Genomic DNA, 17,615 nt, shown 5'->3' on the forward strand with positions numbered 1-17,615 from the left:
CACCTGTCACACGCCTTGTAATTATCAAGGCGTGTTGATTATCTCATCGCCTCCGGTTTCGTCAGGAGGCGAATGCTCAGGAAGTCGTATATGACAAGGACAATTAAGGTTCTTTGCCTTGTGCCTTCAGCACTGCTGCTATGCTCGCTGTTTTCTCAGGCAGTACAATCTGCCCCCCTGCCACTGGTATGGGGAATAAAAGAGCAAAGACTGACGGTGACGAATAACGGTAAAGTGCCGATCCAACTCGACAAAGATATCAAACTGCTTCCGGATGATGCGCTTGTGGCGTTGAATGAAACCACAGTACTTCCGGGACAAACCGTCATCGTTTACGGTGCCTGTCCACACCATCTGCCGCTGCAAAAAGAGGTGATGTTTACGCCAATAACAGCCGATGGACAGCAGGAAGCATCGCAAACGTTGCCGCTTACCCACTGATATTCAGACCAGGTCGCCATATATGGCGACCTGGAACTGTCATCCCATCGCCAATCAGAAACGATAACCGACACCAAAGAAGAACACCCAGGGATCGATACGGGTATCAATATTCTGTTGTTGTCCATTCGCTTTAAATTTTACGGTGGTATCGATATCCATGTACCACAGTGAAGCATTCAGCATCCAGTCGCGGTTGATTTGATAATCTACGCCCACCTGACCCGCCGCTCCCCAGGAATCTTTCACGCTAAGGTCGGTCAGACCCGCATCACGACCGGTCTGGTTGAATTTGGCATCATAAAATGTGGTGTAGTTTATACCCACACCCACATACGGACGGAATTGGCTTTTACTGTCGAAGAAATAATATTGCGCCATCAAGGTGGGTGGCAGCTGGCGTACTGTTGCCAGATTACCTGTTGGTCCCAGACCAACCTTATGACGGAATGGCGTCGCAGCCAACAACTCGACACCGATGTTATCGGTGGCCATATAGGTAAAAGTCAGACCCAGTTGCGTATCATTACTCACGTTAAAACCGCCCATACCCAGCACATTGTCAGAGCCTTCGGTCGGACGTACTGTCGCGCTACCCGCACGCATAAAGAAGTCACCCGCCTCATGGGCCAGTGCCAATTGTGGGATCGCCAGTGCCACCAGCAGCGCGCATTTTGCCAGTTTCATATTCACTCCTTTGCCAGAATTGTTGATGTTATTGATCAGCGTTGGTGGCAAAGATCTAACGCTTTTTCAGGCAAAATGCATGTGAATCAATTCAAATAAATCACTTATAAAACAATGAATTGATTCAGATCAATTTTGGCCTTACACAGCGTAATAAAAATCCCCTTGCGAAAATTTCACAGCGTGACTACTTTGCTATTTCTCTTCCGTTGATTTTGGTTCGATGCTTAGGAGAAGCGGGCGATCAAATGAGCGATTCACTTAACCCTTGTATGACCTGTGGCGCCTGCTGCGCCCATTTCCGTGTTTCTTTCTATTGGGCCGAAGCTGACGATGCGGGCGGCCTTGTTCCCGTTGAATTAACCGAACCCCTCAGCCTGTTGATGCGGAATATGCGCGGCACTAACGTACGCGAACCGCGTTGTGTGGCATTGCAGGGCGAGATCGGCGGCTGCGTCTCTTGCGGCATTTATCAACACCGTCCTTCCCCTTGCCGTGAATTTGAGATGTCGGGTGAACATGGCGTGCTGAACGAAGCCTGCGATCGGGCCAGAGCGCGCTATGGTTTACCTGCTCTTTTTCACCCTTCTTTACCTGAGATGACAGAAAGATGTCCTAATCCGGGTGCCAGCCTGCCCGCAGAACATGTACAATCGCCGGGTTAATTAACCCGGTTTCTCCAAGGAGTGTACATGTCTATCACGGCAAGCTCGTTATACCGTGACACAGGAAATTTTCTGCGCCATCAGCTGATTACCATTGTGCTGATGGCGTTGCTTACCTCATTTATAACCGTGATTATCGGCCACGCCCTGACGCCTGGTGCTGACCAGTTGTCGCTGTTGAGTCAGAGCGATGACAGCGCTTCTTCGCTGTTTGAACTGGTACAGAATATGTCGCCGGAACAGCAGCGTATTTTGCTGCGCGCCTCAGCAGCAGGCACCTTCGCGGCGCTGGTGGGAAATACCTTGTTATTAGGCGGTATGCTGTGCCTGATCCCGATGGTATCAAGCGGTCAGCGTGTGAGCGCGCTGCGTGCCATCGGTGCTTCAGCACCAACGCTGCCCAAATTGCTGCTGCAAACCTTTTTAATCACCCTGCTGGTGCAACTCGGCTTTATGGTGCTGATGGTGCCAGGGGTGATGCTGGCGATCCTGCTATCGCTGGCACCGGTGATGCTGGTCAATGAGAAGATGGGTGTGATGAGTGCGATGCGCGCCAGTATGCGCATGGCATGGAAAAATATGAAACTGATCGCGCCGGCCATTATTGTCTGGCTGCTGGCGAAAATTGCGCTGATGTTCTTTTTCTCCTCGCTGACGGTACTGCCCGCCAATGTCGCGTCTGTGGTTTTGAACGCGTTGGGGAACATGGTTTCCGCCATCCTGATTATCTACCTGTACCGGCTGTATATGCTGTTACGTTAACCTTATGGCGCTCGTTGAGCGCCTGAATTAACGCCCCTGACTGGATATTCTATGAAGCAGTTACTCGATTTTCTCCCTTTGGTCGTGTTCTTCGTTTTCTACAAGCTTTACGACATTTTTGTCGCTTCGGGCGCGCTGGTGGTTGCCACGGGTATCGCGCTAATCGCCAGTTGGGTGCTGTACCGCAAACTGGAAAAAATGACCATCATCACCTTCGTACTGGTTGCCGTGTTTGGCACGCTGACGCTGGTGTTCCATAACGATGAATTTATCAAATGGAAAGTGACGGTGATTTACTCTCTGTTTGCGCTGGCGTTGCTCTACAGCCAATGGTTTATGCAGCAACCGCTGATTCAAAGCATGCTGGGTAAAGAGTTGCAGCTCCCGGATTCGGTCTGGCGTCGTCTGAATATTGCCTGGGCGATTTTCTTCCTCGCCTGTGGCCTGGCGAATATTTATGTTGCATTTTGGTTATCGCAGGAGTTTTGGGTTAACTTTAAGGTGTTTGGTCTGACAGGTCTTACCCTGCTGTTTACCCTGTTAAGTGGCGCATACATCTGGCGACACATGCCACAACAAGAAGAAAAATAATCTCTGATGCCCGGCTCTGCCGGGTTTTTTGGCGCTTGCCGCCTCACCTGCATAAGAACTGAAGCAATGGACGAAAAACATAAATTGCCGCAAGGCGAAATGGTGCTGCGCACGCTGGCGATGCCAGCAGATACCAACGCCAACGGTGATATTTTTGGCGGCTGGCTGATGTCGCAGATGGATATGGGCGGTGCCATCCTGGCAAAAGAGATTGCTGAGGGCCGTGTCGCAACAGTACGGGTGGATGGCATGAGTTTCCTGAAACCCGTTGCGGTAGGTGATGTGGTGAGCTGCTATTGCCGCTGCATTCGCACCGGTAACAGCTCGATGACCATCAACGTGGAAGTGTGGATCAAAAAAGTCTCGTCGGAACCGATTGGTCAGACATATTGTGCGACCCAAGCGGTGTTTATTTATGTCGCTATTGATAACTCCGGCAAGTCACGACCACTGCCACCGGGTAAAGCCAATCTGAGTGATTAACAGCGCTAAAAAAAGCGGTCATTGACCGCTTTTTTCTTATTCGATATTCGCGCCACCGTTGATGCGGAACACGATATTCATCGTCAGGTTGGTGCCGGGACGCCCTGGCTGATAGCGCCATTTCTTCATCGCCTGCTTCACTTCACGTTCAAACATGTTGCGCGGTTCCGCAGACAGAATCTGAATGTTATCGACACGACCGTCACTATCCACATCGAACTGTACCCGCACCCGTCCCTCAACGCGCAGCGCGAAGGCGCGTGCCGGATAGGCTGGCTTACTGACACTCATCGCTTTCGGACCATCAGAAACCGAAGGCGTGGAGGTTGGCGTGGTTCGCGGTGCGGTCGTCGGGCGCGTCTGGGTAGTTGGGGCGTCAGTTTTCACCGGAGCCTGCGGCTTCGCCTCTTCGCGTGGTTTCACCTCACGTTTCGGCTCATGCTTCTTCTCTACCTTCGGCTTGGGTTTTGGCTTCGGCTCAGGTTTTGGAATCGGGATCGGAACTGGCTCGGCTTTTGGTGGTTCCGGCGCGACTTCTGGTACTGGCTCAGGAGTGGGTTCTGGCTCTGGTGGCGGCGGGGTCTGCACGGTTGGCGCAGGTTCAGGCTGCACTTCAGGCGCCACCATTGTAACGCTGATCGGTTGGGATGCTTTCGGAACCTCAATGACCTGATGAAACGATGCATAAAGAATGCCGGCAATTACCGTACCGTGAAGAACCACAGATAACAGCACAGAAACCGGGGTACGTTTGGGAAAAGGCGTAGTCAGCGTCGTCATAACAGTCATGTTCATTGAGTGAAGCGCAGATTTTAAATGCAAATAGCAATCAGTTTCAACAAGCAGAGTTAAGTGTGTACCGTAAATGCCTTTTTTAGCCTCATTTGCGCTGGATGGCAGTGGGATTATCTTTCGTTTGCACTCTGATTAACGATCACTTAACGTGTTCGGCAAATCAGACCAGTCTAACGGGAGTTCCCTATCGTGCTTTATGTCATTTATGCGGAAGACAATGCTGACTCGCTCGAAAAACGCACCGCTGTACGCCCTGCCCATCTGGCACGTCTGCAATTGTTGCAGGATGAAGGGCGTTTGATTGTGGCTGGCCCAATGCCCGCCGTCGACAGCAACGATCCTGGCGCGGCCGGTTTTACCGGTTCAACGGTTATTGCAGAGTTCCCGTCACTGGAAGCGGCACAATCCTGGGCCAATGACGACCCTTATATCGCGGCGGGCGTGTACAAGCAGGTGGCAGTAAAGCCGTTTAAACGGGTATTCTAAATATACCTTTACGATAAAGAACAAACGGTTGCATGTAAATTGCAACCGTTCATTTTGAAAGATACGCAATAAGCACCTTGCTAATTATTTATAATTAAATAATTATCAGAAAAATTAAAATACAATAAAAAATAATAAACACGAAAACCATACTCATTTGCTACTATGAATTCATCTCAACACACATCGGAGATGTAATCATGGTTATACGCATGATCATCTGCTTTGCTTTCCTTTTTTCATCATCGACATTTACGCATGCAGAGCAAAAGAAGATAACAATTTATTCAGATGGTGTTTCCTGCCCTGCAAATTGCGATGCACATGTTGTCTTTGATAAGCGAATGAATGGTACTGAATTCGCTTACAAGCCAAATACTCAATATGAACCGTGTAAACCTAACAGCGAATGTCGTATTTGTCTGGAGTCAGGAGGGAAGCAATGCTTGAATGTAATGTATCGCGGACCTGGTCCCCACAAAAACACGTTCGATTTCACACCTGCATTCTACATACAAGCTTGTGGTAAAAACCCAACGCAAAGACTATTACTTGAGATGTGCTCATCTATGCAAAAGAGTGCAAGTAGACTCAACACAAGAATCAATTGCATACAAAACCCCAGCAAAGATGTTTGTGTAAACATTATGATGAGTGCAAATAAGGAAAAAACCAAAGATACTGAGAAATATAAACAATGTCTCACCCAGGGCGAGACATCTTATAATCGAGGGGTAACTAAGGTAGATATGCGGTCAGAAAAGTGTGCCTATGAACGCTATGGTACGGGAAAAAATAGCGATGGTAAAACATGGAGAAAATTATTACCCGCCGCATGCAGAAATAACACTTATGTTGGAAGAGATGGTTTAGACTGTTGTAGTGGTAATACTCTGACAGATGGCCCGTTAGCCCATGAGTGCACCATTTATTATCCTAAGTAATGGCATGAGCTTATTGAAATTGTGGTGAAACCACAGTTCGGTTCCGCAACCATTTTCTGGAGAAAAGAGGGGGTGATATTTATCACCCCCTCTTTTCTATTATGGGTAAATGTGCTGAGGGACAGTTAATCAAAAACGCCATTTATAATTGCAGTCACCACCGCAGTACTTAGCGCAATAAGAACAAGGTCGTCACCAACAATACGCCATTCATAACCTGGATAGTAAGGCAGTTCACTGAGCATTGATTTGGGAACATACCGCTTCGCGATTCCTGGCGGTAACGGTTTACCTCTCGCCAGATTTTTCGCAATTCCCGGAGGCAACGACTTATAACCCGTCATCCCCATATCAATGGCTAAACCTCTTGCAAATGAAAATGAAACTTCGGTGTCTGCATTACGTGGATTTTTTCCTTTTACACCCGAACTATAACTGCTGTCATTATATCCTTTCTTACTATTCCCACTATTGTTTGCGTGTCCATTCCCATTGCCGTGTCCATTGCCATTACCCGGATTTGCAAATACATATGTGGATGACAACATTAGACATAATGTTGTAACGAGAAGATTTGACTTGATTTTGTTTAACATGATATTGCTTCCAGAGGGGCTTTTTATAAAGTTATCCCTGGAACTACTAAACTGCAATTTCATGCAATCCTAAATGCGACCACAACAACGCTGATACAATAAAGAATCGATACCGATCACATTAAGAGAGACAAAATTGGAAAACAGCGCGGTTAATCGCGCTGTTTATTATTCATCCGAACATCAGATGCCTGTGTTAACGCTTTCTTGTCAGGCATTCTGGGTGATAAACAGGATGGAGCGGCGATGCTGCTGCGCGACCTGATGACGAATAGCGTGAATACGCTTGTAACGACGTGATTGCCCTTCCAGCCAGCGCGCACGACGACGCTGCACCTGACGTAACATTCTCCAGCGAGCCACTTCATTTCTGCTTCGTCTCATCACATCCTCTCAGACAGGCTAATCACCGGCACGCATTATAGTGATCTGCCATAAAATGCCAATTCGAATCGCTTATCGTTACCCCGTTATGATTAAAGGTTTCGCTACCGTTCAGCAACACGTAAACTTTGCTCATCAAAGCGCGAACGGGACGTCCACTTAATGACCACATTTTATACCCTTATCAGTTGGTTGCTGCTTTTTGGCTACTGGTTACTTATCGCCGGGGTGACGCTGCGTATTCTGATGAAACGCCGTGCCGTCACCTCCGCAATGGCCTGGTTGCTGATCATTTATATTCTGCCGCTGGTGGGTATCATTGCGTATTTGTCATTTGGTGAACTGCATCTGGGTAAACGCCGTGCGGAACGCGCGCGCACCATGTGGCCTTCTACCGCCAAATGGCTGAACGACCTGAAACAATGTCGCCATATTTTTGCCACCGAACATAGCGACGTGGCGCTGTCGCTGTTTCAGCTTTGTCATCACCGCCAGGGCATCGCCGGGGTTAAAGGTAACCAGTTGCAGTTGCTGACCAACTCCGACGATGTCATGCATGCGTTAATTCGCGACATCCAACTGGCACGCCATAACATCGAGATGGTGTTTTATATCTGGCAACCCGGCGGTCTCGCCGATGAAGTGGCAGAATCGCTGATGGCCGCCTCACGCCGTGGTGTCCATTGCCGCCTGATGCTCGACTCCGCAGGCAGCGTCGCCTTCTTCCGTAGCCCGTGGGTCGGCATGATGCGCAATGCCGGTATCGACGTGGTGGAAGCGTTACAGGTCAGCCTGCTGCGTGTATTCCTGCGCCGGATGGATTTGCGTCAGCATCGCAAAGTAGTGTTGATTGATAACTACATCGCGTACACCGGCAGCATGAACCTGGTCGATCCGCGCTTCTTTAAACAAGATGCTGGAGTCGGTCAATGGATTGATGTGATGGCACGTATGGAAGGCCCGGTGGCGACCACCATGGGGATTGTCTACTCGTGCGACTGGGAGATTGAAACCGGCAAACGTATCCTGCCCCCGGCACCCGATACCAATATCATGCCGTTTGAGAAAGAGAGCGGCCACACCATTCAGGTGATCGCTTCTGGTCCAGGATTCCCCGAGGACATGATTCATCAGGCGTTGCTGACTGCCGTTTACTCGGCTCGTCATCAGTTGATCATGACCACGCCGTATTTCGTGCCGAGCGATGACTTGCTGCATGCCATTTGTACCGCTGCACTGCGCGGGGTCGAGGTCAGCATTGTGGTGCCACGCCATAATGATTCGCTGCTGGTGGGCTGGGCCAGTCGTGCCTTTTTCACCGAGCTGCTGGAGGCGGGGGTGAAGATTTACCAGTTTGAAGATGGCCTGCTGCATACCAAAAGCGTGCTGGTTGATGGTCAGCTCAGCCTGGTGGGTACGGTGAATCTGGATATGCGCAGCCTGTGGCTCAATTTTGAGATTACTTTGGTGGTGGATGACGCCGGTTTTGGTAGCGATCTCGCCTGCGTACAGGATGATTACATCGCGCGTTCACGCCTGCTGGATGGCGCTCGCTGGGCAAAACGTGCCTGGTGGCAACGCATCGTCGAACGACTGTTTTACTTCTTCAGTCCTTTACTGTAAAACGAGCGGAAATATTTACCGCCGCAGGGCACGCCAATGACTATGGATTTAAATAACCGCCTTACCGAAGATGAAACGCTGGAGCAGGCTTACGATATTTTTCTTGAGCTGGCAGGCGACAATCTCGATCCCGCAGATATCATTTTGTTCAACCTGCAATTTGAGGAACGCGGTGGCGCAGAGCTGTTCGATCCGTCAGAAGACTGGCAGGAGCATGTCGATTTTGACCTGAACCCTGACTTTTTCTCTGAGGTGGTGATTGGTCTCGGTGAAGCCGATGGTGAGCCGATTACCGATGTGTTCGCGCGTATTCTGCTGTGCCGCGAGAAAGACCACAAGTTGTGCCATATTCTCTGGCGCGAATGATCGCAGCACGATAATGAACGCCGGGCACTTGCCCGGCGTTGTGTTTTATAGCGGATCGACCTTCAGACAAGACACCGCATGACGGAAGCTGCCTTCCAGCAATGGACGCGTTTTGGCACACTCCGGCCCGGCTATCGGACAACGAGTGCGGAATACGCAACCTGATGGCGGATTGATCGGCGACGGCAGTTCCCCTTCCAGTAGCTGAATCTGTTTGTTCTTCTCCAGATCCGGGTCGGGAATCGGCACCGCTGACATCAACGCACGCGTATACGGGTGCTGCGGATTGCTGTAGACCTCATCGTAAGTCCCCAGCTCCACCGCATGACCGAGATACATCACCAACACACGGTCAGAAATGTGTTTAACCACCGCCAGATCGTGCGCGATGAAGATCAGCGACAGCCCCATTTCACGCTGTAGCTGCTGCAACAGGTTCACCACCTGCGCCTGAATCGACACATCGAGCGCAGAAACGGGTTCATCACAAATAATCAGCTTCGGTTCGAGGATCAACGCACGCGCAATGCCGATACGTTGACACTGACCGCCCGAAAACTCATGCGGATAACGGTTGATGAGGTTGGGCAGCAGGCCAACCTTCATCATCATGTTTTTGACCTTGTCCTTCACTTCCTGACGCGGCATCTTCGGATGATAGGTGCGCAGCGGCTCCGCAATGATATCGCCGATGGTCATACGCGGGTTGAGCGACGCCAGCGGGTCCTGGAAGATCATCTGAATATCACTGCGCGCTTTGCGCCACTCTTCCTGACTCTGTCCCAGCAAATCGCGTCCCAGCCACGCCACACGACCATCAGTGGCCTTCACCAACCCGATGATTGCGCGTGCCAGCGTCGATTTACCACAGCCGGATTCGCCCACCACGCCGAGGGTTTCCCCCTCGTACAGGCGCAGGCTCACGCCATCCACCGCCTTCAGGGTTTTGGCGGGTTGCCAGAACCACTGCTTGCCATCTTTGATATCGAAATGCACCTTCAGATCGGCGATTTCCAGTAACACTTTTTTCTCAGCTACGGCGTTCATACTAACTCCTCCACCGGCTTGAAGCAGGCGCGCAGACGACCTTCACCAAAAGGTTCCAGTGCCGGGGCTTTGGCACAGACATCCATCGCATGCGGGCATCGCGGTTGGAACGGACAGCCCTGCGGCAGACGCAACAGGTTGGGCGGGTTACCCGGAATCGTCATCAGCGACTCCCCTTCGGCATCGAGACGCGGTACCGCGCTCAGCAGACCAATCGAGTACGGATGCGCCGGTTGATAGAACACATCACGCGCCCGGCCATACTCCATAGTACGCCCGGCATACATCACCAGCACCTTGTCGCAGATCCCGGCAACCACGCCCAGATCGTGCGTAATCATGATGATCGCCGTGTTGAACTCGCGCTTCAGTTCGTTCAGCAGCGTCATGATTTGCGCCTGTACCGTCACGTCTAATGCGGTGGTGGGTTCATCGGCAATCAATAATTTCGGACGACACAGCAACGCCATAGCAATCATTACGCGCTGGCGCATCCCGCCTGAGAATTCATGCGGATACATTTTCATGCGTTTGTGTGCTTCCGGCATTTTTACCGCATCCAGCATACGCACTGACTCTTCAAACGCCTGGGCGTTGCTCATCCCTTTATGCAGCTTCAGTACTTCCATCAGCTGTTCGCCAACGCGCATGTAAGGGTTCAGCGAGGTCATCGGGTCCTGGAAGATCATCGCGATCTGCTCGGCGCGCAGTTTATTCAGCGTATTTTCCGGCAGGTTGAGGATCTCCTGGCCGTTAAATTTGGCAGATCCGCCAATGCGACCGTTTTTCGCCAGCAGCCCCATCAGCGCAAACGCGGTCTGCGATTTACCGGAACCCGACTCGCCAACGATACCGAGGGTTTCACCGGCTCGCAGCGAGAAGTTGAGATCGTTGACCGCAGTGACATCGCCATCGTGCGTACCAAAGGTGACACGCAGATCTTTAACATCTAACAACAGGTTGCTTCCCGCACGGGCCGCCATTGCTGGCTGAAATTCATGAATGGTCATCGGGAAACTCCTCAACGATCTTTCGGGTCGAGGGCATCACGCAGGCCATCGCCGATAAAGTTAAAACAGAACAACGTGATCACAAGGAAACCCGCCGGGAACATCAGCAACCAGGGGGAAACTTCCATCGAGTTTGCCCCGTCGCTTAACAACGCCCCCCAACTGCTCAGCGGCTCCTGCGTACCCAGGCCGAGGAAGCTGAGGAAGGATTCGAACAGGATCATGCTGGGTACCAGCAGCGAGGCATACACCACCACCACCCCGAGGACGTTAGGTACGATATGGCGCAACACGATGTTCATCGTTGATACCCCACCAACCTGCGCGGCTTCGATAAACTCTTTGCGTTTCAGGCCCAGGGTTTGCCCGCGCACGATACGTGCCATATCCAGCCACGACACCATGCCGATGGCGACAAAAATCAGCAGGATATTACGGCCAAAGAAGGTCACCAGCAGAATGACGAAGAACATAAACGGGAAGGAGTTGAGGATCTCCAGAATACGCATCATCACCGAGTCGGTTTTACCGCCAAGATAACCGGCAGCCGAACCGTACAAGGTGCCGACCAGCACCGCAATCAACGCAGAGGCAATCCCCACCATCAGCGAGATACGGCCACCGATGGCCACGCGCACCAGCAGATCACGCCCGGAAGAGTCGGTACCGAACCAGTGACCCGAAGTGGTATCCGGCGGAGCCGACATCATGCCCCAATCGGTATCGTCGTAGCGGAATTGCGACAGCATCGGCGCAAAAATCACAAACAGCGCGATCAGCACCAGCACCAGCAAACTGAGTAGCGCGGCGCGGTTATGAATAAAGCGACGACGCGCATCCTGCCACAGGCTGCGCCCTTCCACTTCCAGCTTTTCACTGAAGGCATCCAGAGCTTCGCTGTTTTTCTTACTTAACATCATGGGCGAACTCCGGCGTCAGTAGCGAATCTTCGGATCGATAACGGCATACAGCACGTCAACGACCGCGTTAAACACAATAGTCAGCACACCAACCAGAATGGTCAGGCTCATCACCAGCGAATAGTCACGGTTCAACGCACCATTCACAAACAGCTGACCAATACCCGGCAGGCCGTAAATCGACTCGATCACCATTGAACCGGTGATGATACCGACGAAAGCCGGTCCCATATAGGAGATGACGGGCAGCAGTGCCGGTTTCAGCGCATGACGCAGCACGATACGACGCAGCGGCAGCCCTTTCGCCCGCGCGGTGCGAATAAAGTTGGAGTGCATCACTTCAATCATTGAACCACGCGTGATACGTGCGATGCTGGCGATATACGCTAACGACAGCGCTACCATCGGCAGCAGCATATATTGCAGTTGCCCACCATTCCAGCCGCCGCCAGGCAGCCAGCGCAGGGTGATGGCGAAGATCAGCACCAGCAATGGCGCTACCACAAAACTGGGTATCACCACGCCGGTCATGGCGACCCCCATCACCGCGTAATCCCATAAACTGTTCTGTTTTAACGCGGCTATCACGCCCGCCGCAATGCCCAGCACCATTGCCAGCACAAAGGCGGCAAGCCCGAGCTTGGCTGATACCGGGAAGGCATGTCCCACCAGATAGTTAACGCTGTAATCCTTATATTTAAAGGAGGGACCAAAGTCGCCGTGCGCCAACTGGATCAGGTAATCAACGTACTGTTTGCCGATGGGGTCGTTGAGATGATATTTGGCTTCGATATTGGCCATGACCTCGGGCGCCAGGGTACGCTCACCGGTAAAGGGGCTGCCGGGGGCCAGTCTCATCATAAAGAAGGAGATGGTGATTAGAACAAAGAGCGTCGGAATCGCTTCAAGAATCCGGCGCAGGATGAATTTTAACATTGCCGTACCTACCAGGCTGTTGCTTCACAAAGTAATGGGCGGTGCCGCAGCACCGCCTCTGTCTGATAGCCTGTGTGCTATTAGTGTTTAATTATATAAAAGTTCTTATCGAGGGTTTTATCCAGCGGATCTTTGCCGGTGTAACCACCCACATAGGTTTTCACCAGACGCGCGTTCACGTAGTAGTAAACCGGCACGATGGTGCTGTCTTTATCCAGGATCTGCTCGGCTTTCTGATAATCGGCAGCACGACCTTTGGCGTCAGGCGCTTTAATTGCGTCTTTGATCACCTTGTCAAATTCTGCGCTCTTATAATGCGAGGTGTTACTGCTGCTGTCAGATACCATGATGTTCAGGAACGACGTTGGTTCGTTATAGTCTGCACACCAGGCGGCACGGGACACATCAAAGTTGCCCTGATGACGGGTATCCAGGAAGGTTTTCCACTCCTGGTTTTCCAGTTTGATGTTCACGCCAATGTTTTTCTTCCAGATAGATGCCGCTGCGATCGCCAGTTTTTTATGCAGATCGGAGGTGTTGTACAGCAGGTTAAACGTCAGCGGTTTATCAGCGGTATAACCGGCTTCAGCCAGCAGTTTCTTCGCTTCTGCGTTACGTTTTTCCTGTGACCACTTGAACCAGTCTGGCGGCAGAATCTCCATGCCATCGGTGGCTGGCGGGGTGAAGCTGTAGGCTGGCTGCTGGCCCTGTGCCAGAACTTTGTTCACCATGATGTCGCGATCAAGGCCGAGTTTCAGCGCAGCACGCACACGCGGGTCAGTGAACGGTGCTTTCTGGTTGTTAATTTCGTAGTAGTAAGTACACAGATACGGATCTACATGCAGTTCTTTCGGGTTATCACGTTGCAGCTTTTTGAACAGCTCGATCGGCATGTTGTTGTAAGTCATGTCGCTGCCGTTCTCGGAGAAGAAACGGTTCACATCACTGACTTCTGAGTTGATCGGCAGGAAAGTGACCTTGTTCAGCACGGTATGTGCGTTGTCCCAATATTCCGGGTTACGTACCAGCGTAATACGCTCGTTGATCACATGGTCCTGTAATTTAAAGGCGCCGTTACCCACCCAGTTTTGCGGCTGCGTCCACTGGTCGCCAAATTTTTCAATTGCCGGTTTGTACACCGGAGACATCACGGAGTTGATCAGCAGTTTGTCGAAATAAGGCACCGGCTCGCTGAGGGTCACTTCCAGCGTATGATCGTCAAGCGCTTTCACGCCCAGATCGGTAATCGGTTTTTTACCGGCAATGATGTCATCAACGTTGGCGATGTGACCATATTGCGGATAGCTGGCGTACGGTGACGCGGTTTTGGGATCAACCAGACGCTCCCAGCTGTAAACGAAGTCCTGTGCTGTTACCGGCGCGCCATTGGACCATTTGGCATTTTTACGCAGATGGAAAGTCCAGACTTTAAAGTCTTTATTTTCCCAGCTTTCAGCAACACCCGGAACCGGTTTGCCATCGCTGTCGCTGACCAGCAGACCTTCATACAGATCGCGCGCCACGTTGTCTTCCGGCACACCCTCAATTTTATGCGGGTCCAGAGATTGGACCTCGTCGCCATTACCGCGCACCAGCTCCTGCTTTGCTGCCAATTCAACGCCTGCTGGCACATTTGCTGCCAGCGCGGCATTCCCTGCCAGCGCGCCAATCGCCGCAACCACACCTAAGGCGATCAGGCTTTTTTTCGTGATGTTGTTCATTATTACGCTCCAGTTTTATTATCGTCACCGGGAAGTTAACACCGCCCGGCGTACCCCGTATCCGGGAGATCTCCGCCCTGTCTGGTCAGAGATCGCAATCACCTTTTCAGGTGTTGCCACGGTAACGTGCCGCCCGACTGTAGCGCCGGATCAGCCCATTACTCAATGTTTCTTTATGTAATAGTATTTCAGATTGATGAGATCCTGCGGGTCCTGGCCGGTAAAGCCCCCCACCCAAGGTTTCACCAGTCGCACGCTGACACGGTAATAGACCGGAATGATCGCCGAGTCTTTATCCAGTTGCGTCTCAGCCTGTTGATAAAGCGCCGCACGCGCTGCCGCATCCGGCACCGTGAGGGTTTTATTCATCAACTGGTCAAAAACCGGGCTGCTGTAAAACGCGGTGTTAATTGAGGCACCAGTCAGCAACATATTCAGAAAGGTCGATGGTTCGTTGTAATCAGCGCACCAGGTCGCGCGCACCACGTCGTATTGCGCCTGATGACGTGTTTCGAGTAGCGTTTTCCACTCCTGATTCTGTAGCGTCACCACCGCACCAAGGTTTTTCTGCCACATAGAAGCCGCAGCAATCGCCTGTTTTTTATTTTGCTCGGAGGTGTTGTACAACAGCGTGAAACGCAGCGGGTGCTGATCATTAAAGCCGGCTTCAGCCAACAGCTTTTTGGCTGCGGCATTCCGTTCCGCCTGCGTCTGCTTAAACCAGGCGGGCGGGGAAAGCGTGATGCCATCGGTAAACGGCGGCGTCAGGCTATACGCGGGAATTTGCCCCTGCCCCATTACTTTCTGCGCGATGATGTCACGATCCAGCGTCAGCTTCAGCGCAGTACGCACCCGTGCATCGGTAAACGGTGCTTTCTTGTTATTGATTTCGTAATAGAAGGTGCACAGTAGCGGGCTGACTTTGACCTCATCACCCAGGTCCTGCTGCAATTTATGGAACATATCGGGCGGCACAACGCTGTTGGTCATGTCCGTGCCGCCGCTGCGATAGCGATTAACGTCGCTGTTTTCCGACGACAAGGGCAGATAAACACCCTCTTCAATCACCGTGTGGGCGTTGTCCCAGTAAAGTGGATTACGCTTTACCACGATTTTTTCATTCACCACCCACTGGCTCAGGGTATAAGGACCATTACTGACGTAGTGTTCAGGCTGAGTCCATTGTTCGCCCCACTGCTCCACCGCCGGACGATAAACCGGCTTCATCGCAGTGTTGGCGACCATTGAAAGGAAATAGGGAACCGGTTCAGAGAGCGTAACCTGGAAATGACGGGCATCCAGTGCTTTGACGCCCAGCGCTGTAGGTTTGGCTTTCCCCGACATCACCGCATCAATATTCTCCACATGCGCCGCCTGTAAATAGCTGGCATAAGGGGAAGCGGTTTTGGGATCAGCCAGACGCTGCCAACTGTAGACAAAATCCTGCGCCGTTACGGGTTCACCGTTGCTCCAGCGCGCGTTATCACGCAGGGTAAAGGTCCAGACGCGTCCCTGATCGTTCTGCCACTTTTCCGCGACGCCGGGCACAATCTTCCCGTTGTTGTCAGTGTTGACCAGACCATCAAGCAGGCTTTGGATCACATTGGATTCCGGTACGCCTTCGATTTTTTGCGGATCAAGGGACGCCACTTCGCTGCCATTATTAATCACAATGCGCTGGGTATCGGATAATTGTGTCCCCACAGGAATCTCAGCCGCCTGGCTTTGGCTAAACAAACCCCACAGGCAAAAGGCGAGAGGTGAAAACGCCGTGACCTTCGCTACCTTCCATTTCATCAACAGAAATCAACCCTAAACATAAACCTGATAGCGTGTAAGCAAGAACCGTACACATTTTTGACTATCAGATAAAAAAATTGTGATGGTCCGAAAATTATCAGAACAAATACCCGCACGCCAAAGCTAAACCGCAAAAATGTTAGCTAATTCTCTTTTATCACGTCCTGGTGAGAAGGAAAAGTGTTAATTCTTAACCAGAATTATCATCTAATTCATTGATTTTAATTTATTTATATCAATTTTTGCTGACATTATGCGCATGCGCGACTGGCTTATATCTTAAATGCGTTATATGCCATTAGTTAGCATTCCAATGGCATATCAATTCACTAAAATAACCCCATGCAGAGGTTTTATTTATATCATTGGCAATTATGCCAGATATGATGCTGTGATAATTATCACAATAAAAAACGAGAATCACACAAGGGAAGGAGACGGCAGTAGCAAAATTGATATCAGCACTGCGCTGTTAAGCACGATGAATAAAAGCACTTAAATGGTGCAATATTTTACCTGATTGCACCATTCAGGATCATCCATTGATGACGTGAGAAAAATTAAGCCAATTTTTAACTTAATAAACCAGGGAAAATGGCTTTTAGTCCGGTGACTACAAATTCAATTCCTAACGCCATCAACAGCAAACCCATAATACGGGTAATAACGTTGATTCCGGTCTGGCCAAGTACGCGAACCATTAACGGTGCCGCTCGAAACAACAGCCAACAGCAAAAGGCGAATATGGCAATAGCGACGGTGAATCCCAGCAGATTTTGCCAGTTGTGATACCGGGTACTCCAGACGATGGTGGAACTGATGGCGCCGGGACCGGCCATCAGCGGCAATGCCAGAGGCACCACACCAATGCTTTCGCGAATCGCGGTTTCTGATTTCTCCTGCTTGTTCTGCTTATCCTCACCCAACTTACCGCTGATCATCGACATGGCAATGGTCACCACCAGGATGCCACCAGCAATGCGGAAGGAATCAATGGAGATGCCGAACAGATGCAAAATCGCATCACCAAGGAACAGCGAGGTCCACAGGATGATCGCCACTGCAAGGTTAGCCGTAAGATTGGTTTTATTGCGCTCCGCAGCCCCCTGGTAGCTGGTCATGCTGATAAACACCGGAATGATGCCCACCGGGTTCACCAGGGCGAACAAACCGACAAAAAACTTAATATAGCCGGATAGATCAAGTAGCACGGGGGTCACAGTCAGCTCCAGAAATGGTCACAGTGAAAATCGCGCTTAATGTAGTGCAAAAGCCGGGAGAAAAACCAGTGGTTTAAGCAGAAAACTATGCTGCTTTTTTACCTTTAATCCAGTGCATCTGACTGGCGTTAATGGTGA

At 51.1% G+C, this 17,615-nt stretch carries 20 protein-coding genes; 9 read left to right on the forward strand and 11 right to left on the reverse strand.

Annotated elements, in window-relative coordinates; genetic code table 11:
• The first annotated feature begins 90 nt into the window (after positions 1 to 90).
• The gene (locus tag AC6I8T_RS11070) at positions 91 to 441 is read left to right on the forward strand and encodes a hypothetical protein (RefSeq protein ID WP_497833823.1); all 351 of its coding nucleotides are present in this window, start codon (positions 91 to 93) and stop codon (positions 439 to 441) included.
• A 54-nt stretch (positions 442 to 495) separates the two neighbouring features.
• Here AC6I8T_RS11070 and ompW read toward each other — a convergent pair whose 3' ends face one another.
• Positions 496 to 1,128, reverse strand: coding sequence for an outer membrane protein OmpW (gene ompW, locus AC6I8T_RS11075; protein ID WP_021183076.1), 633 nt, complete (start codon positions 1,126 to 1,128; stop codon positions 496 to 498).
• A gap of 248 nt (positions 1,129 to 1,376) precedes the next feature.
• Here ompW and AC6I8T_RS11080 point away from each other — a divergent pair, with 248 nt between their 5' ends.
• From AC6I8T_RS11080 to yciA, 4 genes are all read left to right on the forward strand, one after another.
• On the forward strand, positions 1,377 to 1,793 hold the full coding sequence (locus AC6I8T_RS11080) for a YkgJ family cysteine cluster protein (protein WP_208723525.1): 417 nt from the start codon (positions 1,377 to 1,379) through the stop codon (positions 1,791 to 1,793).
• Positions 1,794 to 1,820: 27 nt separating this feature from the next.
• Positions 1,821 to 2,555, forward strand: a complete 735-nt coding sequence (locus AC6I8T_RS11085; protein ID WP_021183074.1) for a YciC family protein — start codon at positions 1,821 to 1,823, stop codon at positions 2,553 to 2,555.
• A gap of 51 nt (positions 2,556 to 2,606) precedes the next feature.
• Positions 2,607 to 3,146 (forward strand): septation protein A, encoded by a 540-nt coding sequence (locus tag AC6I8T_RS11090; RefSeq protein ID WP_497833824.1) that lies wholly within the window; start codon positions 2,607 to 2,609, stop codon positions 3,144 to 3,146.
• A 66-nt stretch (positions 3,147 to 3,212) separates the two neighbouring features.
• A complete protein-coding gene (yciA, locus tag AC6I8T_RS11095; protein ID WP_208723527.1) occupies positions 3,213 to 3,629 on the forward strand; it encodes an acyl-CoA thioester hydrolase YciA in 417 nt (138 codons plus the stop codon).
• A gap of 36 nt (positions 3,630 to 3,665) precedes the next feature.
• Here the strand turns inward: yciA and tonB are convergent, their stop codons facing one another.
• Positions 3,666 to 4,409, reverse strand: a complete 744-nt coding sequence (gene tonB / locus AC6I8T_RS11100; RefSeq protein ID WP_208723528.1) for a TonB system transport protein TonB — start codon at positions 4,407 to 4,409, stop codon at positions 3,666 to 3,668.
• 204 nt (positions 4,410 to 4,613) lie between these two features.
• Here tonB and AC6I8T_RS11105 point away from each other — a divergent pair, with 204 nt between their 5' ends.
• Positions 4,614 to 4,910, forward strand: a complete 297-nt coding sequence (locus AC6I8T_RS11105; protein WP_021183070.1) for a YciI family protein — start codon at positions 4,614 to 4,616, stop codon at positions 4,908 to 4,910.
• 200 nt (positions 4,911 to 5,110) lie between these two features.
• On the forward strand, positions 5,111 to 5,854 hold the full coding sequence (locus AC6I8T_RS11110) for a hypothetical protein (RefSeq protein ID WP_208723529.1): 744 nt from the start codon (positions 5,111 to 5,113) through the stop codon (positions 5,852 to 5,854).
• 125 nt (positions 5,855 to 5,979) lie between these two features.
• Here the strand turns inward: AC6I8T_RS11110 and AC6I8T_RS11115 are convergent, their stop codons facing one another.
• Both AC6I8T_RS11115 and AC6I8T_RS11120 read right to left on the reverse strand, forming a co-directional pair.
• On the reverse strand, positions 5,980 to 6,450 hold the full coding sequence (locus AC6I8T_RS11115; protein ID WP_208723530.1) for an anti-virulence regulator CigR family protein: 471 nt from the start codon (positions 6,448 to 6,450) through the stop codon (positions 5,980 to 5,982).
• 210 nt (positions 6,451 to 6,660) lie between these two features.
• Positions 6,661 to 6,834, reverse strand: coding sequence for a YciY family protein (locus AC6I8T_RS11120; protein ID WP_152521863.1), 174 nt, complete (start codon positions 6,832 to 6,834; stop codon positions 6,661 to 6,663).
• Between the two features lie 162 nt (positions 6,835 to 6,996).
• Here AC6I8T_RS11120 and cls point away from each other — a divergent pair, with 162 nt between their 5' ends.
• A complete protein-coding gene (cls, locus tag AC6I8T_RS11125; RefSeq protein WP_021183067.1) occupies positions 6,997 to 8,457 on the forward strand; it encodes a cardiolipin synthase in 1,461 nt (486 codons plus the stop codon).
• A 36-nt stretch (positions 8,458 to 8,493) separates the two neighbouring features.
• Positions 8,494 to 8,823 carry an HI1450 family dsDNA-mimic protein gene (locus AC6I8T_RS11130; RefSeq protein ID WP_013509338.1) on the forward strand — a complete coding sequence of 110 codons (330 nt, stop codon included), beginning with the start codon at positions 8,494 to 8,496 and terminating at the stop codon, positions 8,821 to 8,823.
• 45 nt (positions 8,824 to 8,868) lie between these two features.
• Here AC6I8T_RS11130 and oppF read toward each other — a convergent pair whose 3' ends face one another.
• From oppF to AC6I8T_RS11165, 7 genes are all read right to left on the reverse strand, one after another.
• Complete coding sequence (oppF, locus tag AC6I8T_RS11135; protein WP_021183066.1) at positions 8,869 to 9,870, reverse strand: murein tripeptide/oligopeptide ABC transporter ATP binding protein OppF; 1,002 nt, start codon at positions 9,868 to 9,870, stop codon at positions 8,869 to 8,871.
• Positions 9,867 to 10,880: an ABC transporter ATP-binding protein gene (locus AC6I8T_RS11140; protein WP_497833825.1), complete on the reverse strand. Its 1,014-nt coding sequence runs from the start codon at positions 10,878 to 10,880 to the stop codon at positions 9,867 to 9,869. Before AC6I8T_RS11140 ends, oppF begins: the two co-directional genes overlap by 4 nt.
• A gap of 11 nt (positions 10,881 to 10,891) precedes the next feature.
• Complete coding sequence (gene oppC / locus AC6I8T_RS11145; RefSeq protein WP_036625040.1) at positions 10,892 to 11,800, reverse strand: oligopeptide ABC transporter permease OppC; 909 nt, start codon at positions 11,798 to 11,800, stop codon at positions 10,892 to 10,894.
• 15 nt (positions 11,801 to 11,815) lie between these two features.
• The gene (gene oppB / locus AC6I8T_RS11150; RefSeq protein ID WP_013509342.1) at positions 11,816 to 12,736 is read right to left on the reverse strand and encodes an oligopeptide ABC transporter permease OppB; all 921 of its coding nucleotides are present in this window, start codon (positions 12,734 to 12,736) and stop codon (positions 11,816 to 11,818) included.
• 80 nt (positions 12,737 to 12,816) lie between these two features.
• The gene (oppA, locus tag AC6I8T_RS11155; protein WP_208723532.1) at positions 12,817 to 14,457 is read right to left on the reverse strand and encodes an oligopeptide ABC transporter substrate-binding protein OppA; all 1,641 of its coding nucleotides are present in this window, start codon (positions 14,455 to 14,457) and stop codon (positions 12,817 to 12,819) included.
• A gap of 162 nt (positions 14,458 to 14,619) precedes the next feature.
• Positions 14,620 to 16,254, reverse strand: coding sequence for an ABC transporter substrate-binding protein (locus AC6I8T_RS11160; protein ID WP_208723533.1), 1,635 nt, complete (start codon positions 16,252 to 16,254; stop codon positions 14,620 to 14,622).
• 575 nt (positions 16,255 to 16,829) lie between these two features.
• Positions 16,830 to 17,477 carry a YchE family NAAT transporter gene (locus AC6I8T_RS11165; protein WP_021183061.1) on the reverse strand — a complete coding sequence of 216 codons (648 nt, stop codon included), beginning with the start codon at positions 17,475 to 17,477 and terminating at the stop codon, positions 16,830 to 16,832.
• Between the last annotated feature and the right edge of the window lie 138 nt (positions 17,478 to 17,615).

The sequence above is a fragment of the Pantoea sp. X-Soil-OKNW-556 genome (genome assembly GCF_059730695.1).